This is a genomic window from Aquipseudomonas ullengensis, assembly GCF_014174475.1.
Lineage (GTDB): Bacteria > Pseudomonadota > Gammaproteobacteria > Pseudomonadales > Pseudomonadaceae > Aquipseudomonas > Aquipseudomonas ullengensis.
On record NZ_JACJUD010000008.1, the window covers coordinates 171,388 to 184,513 of the forward strand.

Here is a 13,126-nt window from a genome sequence, read left to right on the forward strand (position 1 = left end):
CCGCTGGGGCGCCGCGGCATTCACCTAGGGGCGGCGTGTTTGTGCTGACAGAAGTGGAAGCGGCTCCATCTTGTCGATGAGCGCGCTCCCGCAGGCAGCAAGCCAGCCCTAGCGTATTGCCTGTGCCACCGCATCGCTGTCGCTCACGGTGCTATACAGCGGCAGCAGGTTGCGCAGGATGAATTCGTGGCTCTCCGCCGAGGCGCCGGCGATGCAGTCCTCGGGGACCACCACCTGGTAGCCGAGGTCCGAGCCGCAGAGTGATACCCCGGAAATTGCCACGTTGGTGGATACCCCAACCGGGACCAGGGTCTGCACTCCCAGGTGGCGGAGCATAGCGTCCAGTTCGGTGCCGTGGAAAGCCACCAGGGAGAAACTGCGAGCGTGGACGATATCCGTCGGGTGGGGCTGCAGCTCATCCACCGCCAGTACGTCCTGGCTACCCGCAATCATTCGCTGGTCCTTGATCGAACGAACGATGATCGCGCTGGTGCGCGGCAGGTCGGGATAGCCTGGTCGATGTACCACGTGTAAATGAATAACAGGCAGTTCTGCATCTCTGAAGCACTGTGCCAGACGCGCGATGCGCGGCACGATGTTTCGCGCCGCGGCCTGCTCGGCCAGGCTCTGGAACGGTGACAGCACGGGGTCGATGACTCCTTTCTGGCATTCGCTAATCAGCAGCGCAGCGCGCTGTCCTTTATCCAATCCTCTGAGCATGGAACCTCCAGTTTCTACGTGTTGTTGTCGAGGAAAGCCTATTCCAGCAGATTGACTTGTTGCGTCGCTGGGGCATTATAGCTGATAGTCTATCAGTTATTAAGTGGCGAGGCAGCTGGAATGAATGATGATACGGGTGTGGCAGAACTGCTCAAAGACTCGGCCAACGACTTTTTGGCTGGCAATCACGAGCCGGCTCGCCTGCGCGGCTGGATAGGCCGCGTACGTCCTCTCGAGCGCCGGCTGTGGCAAGGTATGGCCGATCTGGGTTGGACCTCGGTCATGCTGCCTGAACCATTGGGCGGAAGTGGCCTTGGGCTCCGAGAGGCCTGCGCACTGGCTGAGGTCATGGGTGAGCGGCTGCTGGCCGAGCCTTTCGTCGCTTGCTGCGTGATGCCGTCGGTCCTGCTGGAGGCCGCTTACAGCAATGGCGCGGCCAATGGCGTGGAGCAACTCGCCGGATGGTTGCAGTCGGCTGAACGCCCGCTCGCGCTGGCCTGGCAGGAGGAAGCTGGGAAGCTTGAGTTGAGCCAGCCGAGCTGCCGTATCGAGAATGGCGTGCTGAGTGGCAGCAAGCAGTTTGTGCTGGGCTGTGAGTCCGACTCGGTGCTGTTGGTGTCCGCTCAGCTGGGGGGCCAGTTGGCCTTGGTGGCGGTCGCGGCGGATGCCCCTGGTGTCTCCATTGAAGCCTTTGCCGCAGGTATCGGCACCCAGGCTCATGTCCACTTCCTGCAGGCCCCATTGCTGTTCGCTGAGCCACTGCTACTGGGGGCGGAGGCTGAAACGGCGTTGCGCCAGGCGCTGGCCGCCGGGCGTGTGGCCCTCAGCGCCGAGCTGGCCGGACAGGCCGCAGCGTGCCTGCGCCAGACCATCGACTATGTCAGCCAGCGTGTGCAGTTCGGGCGCCCCCTTGGTGCATTCCAAACCGTGCAACACCGCTGTGTGGACCTGCATATTGAAATCTCTCTGGCGAAAGCCGCCTGGCGCCACGCCTTGGATTGTCATGAAGGTGCGCCGCTGTCCGCCGAGACCCAGGCTGCTATCAGCGCTGCCAAGGCCCGTTGCGGAACGGCGGCACTAATCACCGGCAAGCAGGCGGTGCAACTGCACGGCGCGATGGGTTTCGCCGAGGAAGTGGACATTGGACTCTACCTGCGTTCGGCACTGTTCGGCGCGGCCTGGTTAGGTTCGGTAGAGGCCCACCGCCGCGCCTTTGCCGCGGTGTATCCGGCCCTGCGTCAGGAACAGTTGGCCCGTGGCGACCACCTCGACGTGGAGTTCAGCCTGTCCAGTGACCCGCGTGAGTGGAGTGATGAAGAATTTCGCCTGCGCCTGCGTCGTTGGTTGGAAGCGTACTACCCGAAACACCTGAAGCAGAACGACAGGCGCCCGTTCCTGCGCCTGCGCGGTGACGACCTGTGCAACTGGCTGCGGTTGCTCGACGATCATGGTTGGCGTGCTCCTGCCTGGCCTCGTGAGTACGGCGGTATGGGTATTTCCTTTAGCAAGCAGTGGATCTATCAGCAGGAGATGGAGCGCGCTGGCGTTGGGCGGATCATCGACAACGGCGAAACCCAGCTCGGCCCAACCCTGATCAAGTGGGGAACGGACGAGCAGAGAGCCTATTACCTGCCGCGCATCCTGCGTTGCGAGGATGTCTGGTGCCAGGGGTACTCGGAGCCCGGCGCCGGCTCCGACCTGGCCAGCCTGCGCACCCAGGCGGTGAGAGAAGGCGACGAGTTCGTGGTCAGCGGCCAGAAAATCTGGAGTACCCACGCCACGGACTGCACGCACATCTTCACCCTGGTGCGTACCGGTAAGTTTGAGAAGAAGCAGCAGGGCATCAGCTTCCTGCTGATCGATCTCAATGCCCCCGGCGTGAGTATCCGTCCCATCGCCAATATCGCCGGCGAAAACGAGTTCTGCGAGGTGTTCTTTGACGCTGTGCGAGTGCCCGCCGAGAACCTTGTCGGCGAGTTGCACCAGGGCTGGAGCGTGGCCAAGGCGCTGCTCGGCCATGAGCGGATCTGGCTGGGCAGTTCGGCCATGGCCGGCAGCGCACTGGACCTGGCCGAGCGTTTGGTCACACAACTGCAGCTTTCGAGCGATCGGGGCGTACTTGACCGCCTGGCCGGACTGCAGGCCGATCTGCACGACTATCGTCTGCTCTACGCCCAGCTCTGCGATCACATCGCCCTGGAAGGCGTCGAGCCCGGCGCCGAGGCTTCGGTGCTGAAGGTCTATGTCTCCGAGCTGTTGCAGCGGATCACCGAATTCAACCTGGAAGTCAGCGGCGAGTACGGCGGCATCGTCGGCGACGTCCAGGTGGGCGATCTGCATACCGACCTGCACTGGCCGCTGATGATGTCCCGGCCGGTAACCATCTATGCAGGTGCCAATGAGATTCAGCGGGACATCCTGGCCAAGGCCGTCCTTAACCTGCCCAACGCACCCCGTGGCTGAAACGGCCATCTGGAGAACTTCATGAGAGAAGCTGTCATCGTATCCACCGCGCGTACCCCCATAGGCAAGGCACATCGGGGGGCGCTGAACGACATCAAGTCCCCCTCGATGACCGGCCATGTGCTGCTGCAGGCCGCCTTGCGCGCAGGCATTGACCCGGCTGAGGTGGAAGACGTGATCATCGGTGCGGCCATGGGCGCCGGCACTGCCGGGCGCAATCTGGCGCGCGCCGCTGCGCTGCGTGCCGGGATGGGCGTGAACGTCGCCGGCGCCACTGTCGATCGCCAGTGTGCTTCCGGGCTGATGGCGGTGGCCATCGCGGCCAAGCAGATCATGGTCGATCAGATGGACATCGTGATCGGCGGCGGTTCGGAGAACGTCAGTGCCCTGACCCCCAGCTATCTTGAGTGGGCGGTGCGGGACAAGGACAACGCGCTGGTAGACGTCGTGCCAAGTGCCTACATGCCGATGATCGAGACGGCCGAGTACGTCGCTAGGAAGTACGGCGTCAGCCGTGAGGCCCAGGACGTCTTCGCCCTGGAGGCCAGTCGGCGTGCTGCAGTTGCCCTGGCCCGGGGCGTGTTCGATGAGGAAATAGCACCGCTACAGGTTCGCCAGAAGCTGGTGAACAAGGACACCAAGGAGGTCAGCTACAAGGACTTCCTGTTCGCCAAGGACGAATGCCCGCGCCTGGATACCACGGCCGAAGGCCTGGCCAACCTCAAGCCGGTGCTCGAAGGCGGCAGCGTCACGGCCGGCAACGCCAGCCAATTGTCCGATGGTGCCTCAGCCTGCCTGCTGATGGAGGCGCGACTGGCCGAGCAGCGCGGCTTGCAAGCCTTGGGTGCCTATCGCGGCTTCATGGTGACCGGCTGCGCGCCGGAGGAGATGGGCATCGGTCCGGTCACCGCCGTTCCCCAGTTGCTGAAGAAGCATGGCCTGACCGTGGACGATGTCGGCCTCTGGGAGCTGAACGAGGCCTTCGCCTGCCAGGCGCTCTACTGCCGTGACAAGCTGGGCATCGACCCCGAGCGTTTCAACGTCAATGGTGGCGGCATCGCCCTCGGCCATCCATTCGGCATGACCGGCTCGCGCCTGGTGGGCAGCGCGCTCCTGGAAGGCCGCCGTCGCGGCGTGCGCTACGTGGTGGTAACCATGTGCGTGGGCGGTGGCATGGGCGCGGCGGGGCTGTTCGAAGTCTACCGCTGAGTGCTTGAAGGGCTGGCCGGGCATCCTGGAAACGGGGTGCCCGGCCATTTTCATTTCTAGGGCAAGAAGGCAATCAACAATGGCAGATCTGATCTTTCTCCACGGCGGTCAACATGGTTCCTGGTGCTGGGAACCGCTGATCGCGGAGCTGGGTGCTGGTGGGCAGTCGTTTGAGCGCATCATCGCGCTGGATATGCCGGGTTGTGGGCGCAAGCGGCATCGCGATCCACAGGACGCGACGCTGGCCTCAGTTACGCGTGAGCTGAATGACGAGCTTCGAGCCCTTGGAGTGCGCGGCGGCGTCCTGGTGGGGCATTCCATCGCGGGCGTGCTGTTGCCGATGATGGCTGTGGAGGATTCAGCACTGTTTTCGCGCCTGGTCTACCTGAGCGCGGCCGTGCCGAAGGAGGGCCAGACCATCATGGAGATGTTGGGGACCGCACGACAGGGCGACGATCCTGAGCAGGTGGGGTGGCCGGTTGATTTGGCGAACACGTCACCCGAGGCGCTCAGTCTCGCCATGTTCGGTCGGGATCTCCGCCCGGTACAGCTGGCATGGCTGCTCAATGAGGTCAGCCAGGACCTCACGCCCCCCGCCGCCCAGTTCGAGCCGGTGTCGCGGCGCGGTTATCGGGAGGCGGGGGTTGCGGCGAGCTACATCCTTACCCTGCGTGACGATATCCTGCCACCACCGTGGCAGCGGCGCTTCGCCGAGCGGCTGGGCTGTGAAGAGATGATCGAGATCGACACGCCCCATGAGCCTTTTGTGTCGCACCCAGAGTTGCTGGCCGAGGTGTTGCGGCGGTTTGCTTGAGAGCTGCAGGCGTTTTCCCTGAGTCTCTTCGATAAGCGGGTCGCTGGTCTGTTTCTTCCAATAAAAAATGCATGGCCGGGCGAACCTGGCCATGCATTTTGATGGGCGGCAATCAGCGCCCAGACGTCCACTTAGGATCAGGCCACCGCGACAGTTGTCCTCTCTTGGGCTGCCATCTGCTCGAAGTGGTGCATGCTGCTACCCAGGGCACTATTGATCAGGGTCATACGCTTGAAGTAGTGGCCGATCACGTATTCCTCGGTAACCCCGATGCCACCGTGCAGCTGGATGGATTGGCCGCAGACGAAGTGGCCACTCTTGCCGATATGGGCCTTGGCTGCCGACAGGGCGAGGGTGCGCTCGGCCGAACCCTTGTCCAGGCTGGAAAGGGCGTAGTGGAGCATGCCACGAGACAACTCCAGCTCGATCAGCATTTCACTCATCCGGTGCTGAAGGCTCTGAAAGTCGCCCAGCAACTGGCCGAACTGCTTGCGAGTTTTCAGGTAGTCGCGGGTGATCCAGAGGGAGCGCTCCATGATGCCAACGGCTTCGGCGCAGAGCGCTACCGTGGCCTGTTCAATGCCGCGCCGCAACGCTGCGAAACCGAGGCCGGTGGCCCCCAGCAGGTTCGTCTGGGTGACTTCCACGTCACGCAGGTAGAAGTGGCTGGCCCAGCGGTTGTCGATCAGGCGTACGTCGCGACGTTCAACCCCGGGTGACTTCGGGTCCACCAGAAAGAGGCTGATGCCTTGCTCGTCGTCATGCTTGCCACTGGTGCGAGCGGATACGATCAACAGTTCAGCGACGTTGCCGGCGACTACCGCGACCTTTTCGCCATTGAGGTACCAGCGACCACTATCGATAGCGGTGGCGGTGGCACGGGTCTGCACATGGGCAGTGTTGCCCCGGGCGTCGGCTTCCTCATGGGCCAGCACGGGCAGCAGTTCGCCCAGGCAGAGAGCCTGGAGCAACGGTGCGGCTTTGGCGTCACGGCTGGCTATCAGGGTCTGGGCGGCCAGAACCGCCACAGCCCAGAAGGGCTCCACGCAGAGTACGCGGCCAATCTCTTCCATCACCAGGGCGGACTCCACCGCCGAGCAGTTCATTCCGCCGAACTCTTCAGGCACCGTCAGGCCTAGCAGGCCCAAGTCGGCCATTTGCTGCCAGTGACTCGAATCGAAAGAGCCTTTGTCGACCACCGAGGCGCGTTTGTCGAATGCGCAGTTGTCCTCCATAAAACGGCGGACGCTGTCTTGCAGCATGGTTTGTTCTTGGTTGAGTTGGAAATCCATGGCTCATAGCTCCAGGAATGAACGGGCGATGATGGTGCGCTGGACCTCGTTGGCCCCGCCGTAGATGGTGGTGGCGCGGCGGTAGAAGTAGTCGGCCATGATGCCGGGTGCGTATTCCGGGCCTGGGGCCCAGGCTTTCTCGAGGGTGGTGTCGCCTAATGGATCGGGGTAGACGTAACTGGCGTAGCAACCCAGTGCCTCGACTTGCAGCTCACCGATCTTCTGCAGCAGTTCCGAGCCGCGGATCTTCAACAGCGAGCCCACCGGTAGACGGCTCTGACCACCGGCTTTTTCGTGAAGGGCACGCAGGCTCAGCCAGCGCAAGGCTTGGAGGTCGGTGTCCAGCTGCGCCAGGCGAGTGGCGAAGCCAGGGCGGTCGATCAGGCGCTGACCATCGGCCTGCTTGAGATTGAGGAACTTGCGCAGGCGTGCCAGGTTGGCATTGTTGCGCGGCCACTCGGCACTGAAGGCGCGTTCATTCTCCAGAAGGAACTTGGCATAGGTCCAACCCTTGCCTTCCTCTCCCACCAGATTGGTTACTGGCACCCGAACGTCGTCGAAGAAGACCTCGTTGAGGCTGTGGCTCTCGCCAATGTCATGGATAGGACGGATAGTCACGCCGGGGGCTTCACGGTCCACGAGAATCATGGAAATGCCGCGCTGGCGAGCCTCGGGGTCGGTCTTCACCAGGACGAAAATCATCTCGGCTGTCTCGACAAACGAGGTCCAGATCTTGTGGCCGTTGATCACGTATTCGTTGCCATCGCGGTCGGCACGGGTGCTGAGCGAGCCCAAGTCGGAACCGGCATTTGGCTCGGAGAAGCCCTGGCCCCAGTACACGTCGCCATTGAGGATACGTGGACCGTACTCCTGCTTCATGACGTCGCTGCCGAAGGTCATGATTACCGGACCGATCATCTTGAATCCGGCGGTATCCACTGACGGTGCGCCGGCGAGGAGGCACTCCTCATCAAAGATAAACTGGCGCACCGGCGACCAGCCCGTGCCGCCCCAGTGTTTGGGCCAGTTCGCGCCGGACCAGCCTTGACGGTTGAGGATCTTCGTCCATTGACGGGTGTCCTCGCGCAGCGGGTGGTAGCCACGGCGGTTGCGCTCGGCCAGGTCGGCCGGGAGGTTGGCCTTGAGGAAGGCGCGAACCTCCTGGCGGAAGTTTTCGTCTTCCTGATCCAGTGTGAAATGCATGGGGTTCAGTCCTGTTTACTACGAGCGGTGATTCCGCTCCTGTCATTAGCGTGTGTGGTATCCGGCGGCGGGCAGTTCAGCCGTGCTGGCCCTTATTGGGGCGCAGCGTTGAAGGGCATGCCCTTGTCCGGCCGGTGATCCTGGGGCAGGCCAAGGACCCGCTCGGCGAGGGTGTTGAGCAGCAGTTCGTCGGTTCCGCCGGCGATGCGCAGGCTGGGGTCAAGCCAGGCGCGCGCGAAGTCATTCACCGCATGGCCATGACGGGCCAGTTGCGCGCCATTGGCGCCCAGCAGGTCCATGGCCGTTGCTCCGAGGGTCTGTCGGGTACGACCCAGCAGCAACTTGCGAATGGCGCCTTCCGGTCCGGGCGCCTGGCCGCGGGCGAAGGCATCCAGGGCGCGACGGTGGATGGCGCGCAGACCTTGGCGCTCGACGAAGACTTCGGCAATGCGTGCGCGCACTTCACCGTCATCTAGGGCTGGCCGACCATTGAGACGGGCCTTGCTGGCAAGCTCGACGAAGTTTTCCAGGGTTGGGCCGTAACCAGACTCATCGGTGACGGCGTAGCGTTCAATCATCAGGGTCTCGACCGCTACCTTGAAGCCGCCGTTGATCTCGCCCAGGCGTTGTTCGTCGGGGACGAAGACCTCGTCAAAGAAGACTTCGTTGAGGTCCTTTTCTTCGCCGAGGCGATGGATCGGCTGAACCTTGATGCCCGGCGATTTCATGTCGACGAAGAAGTAGGTGAGGCCGGCGTGCTTGGGCAGGCTCGGATCGGTGCGGGCCACTATCACCCCCCAGTCCGCAATCTGCGCCCAGCTGGTCCAGACCTTCTGGCCGCTAAGCAGCCAGCCACCTTCAGTGGGTACGGCTTTCAGGCGTAGGGAGGCCAGATCGGAACCGGCCGAGGGCTCGGAAAACAACTGGCACCAGATCAGATCGCCGCGCACGGTGGCCGGTGCCAGTTTCTGTTTCCAGGCCTCGGGGGCATAACGCAGGAAGATCGGCAGCGGGTTGTTCAGGCTGATGCTGAAGTAGAGCAGCGGCAGGTCGTAGCGCATTTCCTCTTCGCAGAAGATGACTTTTTCCAGCTCACTGCCACCTGCGCCGCCGTATTCGTGGGGCAGGGTGATGCAGCCGTAGCCATGCTGGACTTTGTGAGCCTGCCAGGCACGACCCAGGGCCAGGTCATCGTCGAAGGACAGGCCGTGACGAGTCTGCCCGGAGTACTTTGGGGCATGCTCGGCAAGCCAGGTGCGGGCGCGTTCGCGGTACAGCTTGAGTTCATGGTTCATGTCGGTTACCCCGCCAGCGCGGTTGCGGATTCGAGTCCAAGATCAGCCAACAGGCGTTCGCGCCAGTAGGTGAGGCTGCCCAGTTCCAGGGCCAGGCTGCGAGAGCGCCGGTAGAAGTGGTGGGGCATGGCTTCCCACGTCATGCCCATGCCGCCGTGCACGTGGAGGTTTTCCTGGGCGGCGAGGTTGTAGGCGCGAATCGCGGCGATGCGCGCGGCGGAGGTCAGCTGCTGGCGTGCGGGGAGGTTTTGTTCCCACGCATCCAGGGCGTCACTGGCGCAGCCCCTGGCGATTTCCAGCAGGCAGTAGATCTCTGCCAGCTTGTGTTTGATGCCCTGGAAGCCACCGATCAGCTGGCCGAAGGCGCGACGCTCGCGTGCGTAGTTGCAGGCCATGTCGAGGCAGGCTTGGGCGCCGCCAATCTGCTCAAAGGCAGTGGCCAGTGCCGCCAGATTGCCAACCTCGTGGAGCAGCTCGGTGTCGCCGAGATGAATGGCTTCGGCCTGGATAAACTGCAGGACGGCTGCGGCGCGGGAGTTATCGAAGCCTTCCGCCAGGTGACGTTGCACGCCGGGCTGGTCAAGACGCACGAGGTAAAGTCCATTGCCGCGCTCATTGCCCGCCTGAACCAGGGCTATGTCGGCGACGGCGGCAAAAGCAGCCAGGGCTTTTTCGCCGTCGAGCCGACCATTGCGCACCTGGGCTGAGCTGCTGCCGCTAAGGCCGCTTTCGGCGGGATCGGCCAGAGCCAGAGTAGCGATGGCGTCACCGCTGGCCAGGGCGCCAACCCATTCCTGATGTTCATCCAGGCCGGCCTGGAGCAGGGCATGGGCGGCCAGGGTATTGGCAATTAGGGGCAGGGAGCCGGTGAGCTGGCCCAGTTCTTCGCAGATCACGGCAAGACCGCCCCAGCCAAGGCCCAAGCCGCCGGCGCTTTCCTGTATGGCCACGGACGGCCAGCCCTGCTCGACGGCATGGCGCCAGAGCAGCTGGTCGAAGCTGCCGGGCTCGTTGAGCAGTGATTTCAGGTGCTCGGATGTCGCCTGATCCTGGAGCAGGCGCCGGGCCTGTTCGCGGATGCTGGCGAGGTCTTCAGCGTGATCGGCTTGCATGCGGACTCTCTCAGGCTGGAGTGAATAGGGGGAGGTACACGTCTTCCGCCGCCTCGAAGGCCACCTTCACCCGTTGGCCGATAAAGGCCGATTCGGGTGGACAGCCAACGATGTTGGTCGTCAGCTGTAGACCTTGCTGCTCGTCGAGGCTGACGATGGCGACGGCGTATGGAACCTCCTGACCCGGACTCCAAGGTTGGTGGTTGACGGTCAGGGCTTCGATGGTGCCCCAGCCTGAAACGGTCTCGGGGGCGAGATTCCGGCTGAGGCATTTGGGACAGACGATTCCCGCAGGGTGCAGCCAGAAACGGCAATCGGCGCAGCGCAGGAAGCGCAACTGGCCGTCTGCACCGCTGGTCCAGAAGAAACGGTTCAGGTCGTCCAGCTCGGGAAGAATTCGGTTCGAAGCAGTGCTCATTGGGTTCTCCAGGGGCTTTGGCGGTGCCTTGCATCATGCGTCAGGTTTCGCCCTGCCATCTATGGCTTGCTCGCTTGGGATTAAAACTAACACAATGTTATTTTTATTGTATAGTTCCTTCCAAGGCAAGCGTCCTGCTGGTTAAGCCTTAATAACTGATCCCCCTGCGTCAGCTGTGCGTCAGGCACTCTGCGAGGGAAGTAATCAAGCTGATCATGGGTCAGCTATATATGGCGTATGGAGGTTCATGAATGTCTAATCTGGTCGTGGTTACGGGTGCCGCAGGCGCCCTCGGGCGCGCGGTTGCCCATGCATTCATTGAGGAAGGCCACTCGCTGTTGCTGGTGGATTGCAACGAGACGGTTCTGCGCTCCGCCTATGAAGGGATGGCAGGCACCCTGCATTTCCTGGTGACCGATCTGACCGACGGCGCGGCGACTCTGGCGGCACTGGGCGGTGCCGTGGAAGCCCATGGTCCTGCGGCGGTGCTCTGCAATATCGCCGGCGGTTTTGCCATGGGTGTGGATGTACATGATGCCGATGCCTCCGTGTGGGAGCGCATGATGGATATGAACGTGTCTACCACCCTGAACGCCTGCCGGGCTTTAGTGCCAGGCATGCAGGCGGCCGGTCGCGGCAAGATCATCAACGTTTCGGCGGCTTCCGCCAGCAGCGGCAGGGGGAGCATGGGCGCCTACTGCGCTTCCAAAAGCGTGGTGGCGCGGATTACCGAATCCATGGCGCAGGAACTGCGGGATCAAGGCATTAATGTAAACGCTGTGGCGCCGAGCATCATCGACACTCCAGCGAACCGTGGAGCCATGCCAGACGCCGATGCCAGCAAGTGGGTATCCACTCGCCAACTGGCTGATGTGATCTGTTTCCTCGCCTCCGAGCGGTCCAATGCCATCCACGGCGCGGTGATCCCTGTGGTGGGGTTGTCCTGATGGAAGGCCGAGTTCTGGTCGGGCAACCGGCAGAAGGCGTCTGCCTAATCCGCATCAATCGACCTGAGCGGCGCAACGCGCTCGATGTGGCGACTTATGCGCAGCTGGGAGAGGCACTGCTGGCTGCCGAGCGGAACGACGCCATCCGGGTCATTGTGCTGACGGGAGAGGGTCAGCACTTCACCGCAGGCAACGACCTGGCCGACTTTCGTTTGCTGAAGGATGCGGAGTCGGTTCCTGGAATCGACTTCCTGCGCATCCTCTGCGGATTGTCCAAGCCGGTGGTCGCCGCGGTCGAAGGCTACGCCATCGGTATCGGCACGACCCTGTTGCTGCATTGCGATCTTGCGTATGCCGGCAAGGGCAGTACTTTCCGACTGCCCTTTGTTGGGCTCGGGCTCTGTCCCGAGGGGGGCGCAACCTACCTGCTGCCACGGCTTGCCGGCAGTAAGGTGGCCACTAACCTACTGTATTTTGGCGAACCATTTCTTGCTGACTATGCGCAGGAAATTGGCCTGATCAATGAGGTGGTAGAGCAGGGGCGGGCGCTAGAAACTGCACTCCAGCGTGCGGAGATCTTGTCTCGTTTGCCAGCGCAGGCGCTGAGCAAGACAAAGGCACTGCTATCCAGTCATGGAAGAGTCGAGCTGAACAGGGTGGTTGCTGCGGAAGAAGCGGTATTTCTGGAGTGCTGTGCTTCGGACGAAGCTCAGGCAGCATTTAGCGCATTTATAAAGCGCTGAAGGAGCAGTTGGATGTCAATACTCCTGCGACACCGAGAAGGCAATGTTGAAGTTATAACGCTCAATCGGCCTGAGCGGCGCAATGCGCTGAGTCAGGAGCTGATGGAGGCGCTCTCCGTCGCATTGGCCGATGCCGAGCTGTCGGATGAAGTCAGAGTAATCGTCCTTACAGCAACAGGCGATCAGGCATTTTGTTCGGGGATGGATCTCAAGGACTTTGCCACACCTTCAGTCGAGACTGAGCCTAATTCGACCGAGTATTTCGATGCGTTCCTCTCCGGGCGATACCCGAAGCCGGTTATCGCGGCAGTAAACGCTACTGCTGTAGCGGGAGGTTTTGAGCTGATGATGGCTTGCGATCTGGCTGTTGTAGCGGAGGGTGCCAGGTTCGGATTGCCGGAGGTCAAACGGGGATTGTTTCCGGCAGGTTCCGGTGTGCTCCTGCCGGCCAGAATTCCTTTGTCAATCGCGCTTGAGCTGGGGTTGACGGGGGAACTTATTAATGCAGGCAGGGCTTATCAGCTCGGTTTGGTCAATAGGGTCGTTACAGCTGAAGCAGTTCTGACAACTGCTCTGGAGCTGGCGAATAGGATCGCGGAAAACGGCCCTTTAGGTGTTCAGGCAACCAAGAAATTGATGTTGCTGTGTGCCGGCGAGGGTGCCAGTGCGGCACGTGCTGAAATTAAGGTGGCAGTCGACCGGGTATTTACCAGTTGCGACGCACGCGAGGGTGCTAAGGCTTTTGCGGAAAAGAGGCCTCCTCGATGGACTGGGCGTTGATTACTACAGCTAAGGATGGTCTGAAAAAGACTTCCTGAATTTGGCAAAATACCCGGGCTCCATCCGCCGAGTTTTCCGATGAAGCAAATGACCTTCGCCGATGCCGAGTACGCCGGCAAGCGTAAACAGA

12 protein-coding genes and 1 pseudogene are annotated in these 13,126 nt (G+C 62.1%); 7 read left to right on the forward strand and 6 right to left on the reverse strand.

Features of this window, described 5'->3' with window-relative positions; all coding sequences use genetic code 11:
• Positions 1 to 108 precede the first annotated feature (108 nt).
• Positions 109 to 720: a cysteine hydrolase family protein gene (locus H3H51_RS20570; RefSeq protein ID WP_183090951.1), complete on the reverse strand. Its 612-nt coding sequence runs from the start codon at positions 718 to 720 to the stop codon at positions 109 to 111.
• Between the two features lie 120 nt (positions 721 to 840).
• On the opposite strand from H3H51_RS20570, the pseudogene H3H51_RS21385 reads away from it, so the two are divergent.
• From H3H51_RS21385 to H3H51_RS20585, 4 genes and pseudogenes are all read left to right on the forward strand, one after another.
• A pseudogene (locus H3H51_RS21385) lies at positions 841 to 1,065 on the forward strand (acyl-CoA dehydrogenase family protein); the annotation flags it as partial.
• Between the two features lie 3 nt (positions 1,066 to 1,068).
• On the forward strand, positions 1,069 to 3,183 hold the full coding sequence (locus H3H51_RS20575) for an acyl-CoA dehydrogenase (protein ID WP_235981439.1): 2,115 nt from the start codon (positions 1,069 to 1,071) through the stop codon (positions 3,181 to 3,183).
• A 21-nt stretch (positions 3,184 to 3,204) separates the two neighbouring features.
• Positions 3,205 to 4,392 (forward strand): acetyl-CoA C-acyltransferase, encoded by a 1,188-nt coding sequence (locus H3H51_RS20580; RefSeq protein ID WP_183090953.1) that lies wholly within the window; start codon positions 3,205 to 3,207, stop codon positions 4,390 to 4,392.
• Between the two features lie 79 nt (positions 4,393 to 4,471).
• Positions 4,472 to 5,206: an alpha/beta fold hydrolase gene (locus H3H51_RS20585; protein WP_183090954.1), complete on the forward strand. Its 735-nt coding sequence runs from the start codon at positions 4,472 to 4,474 to the stop codon at positions 5,204 to 5,206.
• Between the two features lie 137 nt (positions 5,207 to 5,343).
• Here H3H51_RS20585 and H3H51_RS20590 read toward each other — a convergent pair whose 3' ends face one another.
• The 5 genes from H3H51_RS20590 to H3H51_RS20610 all read right to left on the reverse strand — a co-directional run bounded on the left by H3H51_RS20590 (position 5,344) and on the right by H3H51_RS20610 (position 10,526).
• Positions 5,344 to 6,498 carry an acyl-CoA dehydrogenase family protein gene (locus H3H51_RS20590; RefSeq protein ID WP_183090955.1) on the reverse strand — a complete coding sequence of 385 codons (1,155 nt, stop codon included), beginning with the start codon at positions 6,496 to 6,498 and terminating at the stop codon, positions 5,344 to 5,346.
• Positions 6,499 to 6,501: 3 nt separating this feature from the next.
• Entirely contained in the window at positions 6,502 to 7,701 is a 1,200-nt protein-coding gene (locus H3H51_RS20595; protein ID WP_183090956.1) for an acyl-CoA dehydrogenase family protein, read from the reverse strand.
• Positions 7,702 to 7,793: 92 nt separating this feature from the next.
• On the reverse strand, positions 7,794 to 8,996 hold the full coding sequence (locus H3H51_RS20600) for an acyl-CoA dehydrogenase family protein (RefSeq protein WP_183090957.1): 1,203 nt from the start codon (positions 8,994 to 8,996) through the stop codon (positions 7,794 to 7,796).
• Positions 8,997 to 9,001: 5 nt separating this feature from the next.
• Positions 9,002 to 10,108: an acyl-CoA dehydrogenase family protein gene (locus H3H51_RS20605; protein ID WP_183090958.1), complete on the reverse strand. Its 1,107-nt coding sequence runs from the start codon at positions 10,106 to 10,108 to the stop codon at positions 9,002 to 9,004.
• A gap of 10 nt (positions 10,109 to 10,118) precedes the next feature.
• On the reverse strand, positions 10,119 to 10,526 hold the full coding sequence (locus tag H3H51_RS20610; protein WP_183090959.1) for a Zn-ribbon domain-containing OB-fold protein: 408 nt from the start codon (positions 10,524 to 10,526) through the stop codon (positions 10,119 to 10,121).
• Between the two features lie 251 nt (positions 10,527 to 10,777).
• On the opposite strand from H3H51_RS20610, the gene H3H51_RS20615 reads away from it, so the two are divergent.
• From H3H51_RS20615 to H3H51_RS20625, 3 genes are read left to right on the forward strand one after another with little or no spacing between them, the layout of a single operon-like run.
• Positions 10,778 to 11,473 (forward strand): SDR family NAD(P)-dependent oxidoreductase, encoded by a 696-nt coding sequence (locus H3H51_RS20615; RefSeq protein ID WP_183090960.1) that lies wholly within the window; start codon positions 10,778 to 10,780, stop codon positions 11,471 to 11,473.
• Positions 11,473 to 12,216: an enoyl-CoA hydratase-related protein gene (locus H3H51_RS20620; RefSeq protein WP_183090961.1), complete on the forward strand. Its 744-nt coding sequence runs from the start codon at positions 11,473 to 11,475 to the stop codon at positions 12,214 to 12,216. Before H3H51_RS20615 ends, H3H51_RS20620 begins: the two co-directional genes overlap by 1 nt.
• A gap of 12 nt (positions 12,217 to 12,228) precedes the next feature.
• The gene (locus H3H51_RS20625; protein ID WP_183090962.1) at positions 12,229 to 12,996 is read left to right on the forward strand and encodes an enoyl-CoA hydratase-related protein; all 768 of its coding nucleotides are present in this window, start codon (positions 12,229 to 12,231) and stop codon (positions 12,994 to 12,996) included.
• Positions 12,997 to 13,126 lie beyond the last annotated feature (130 nt).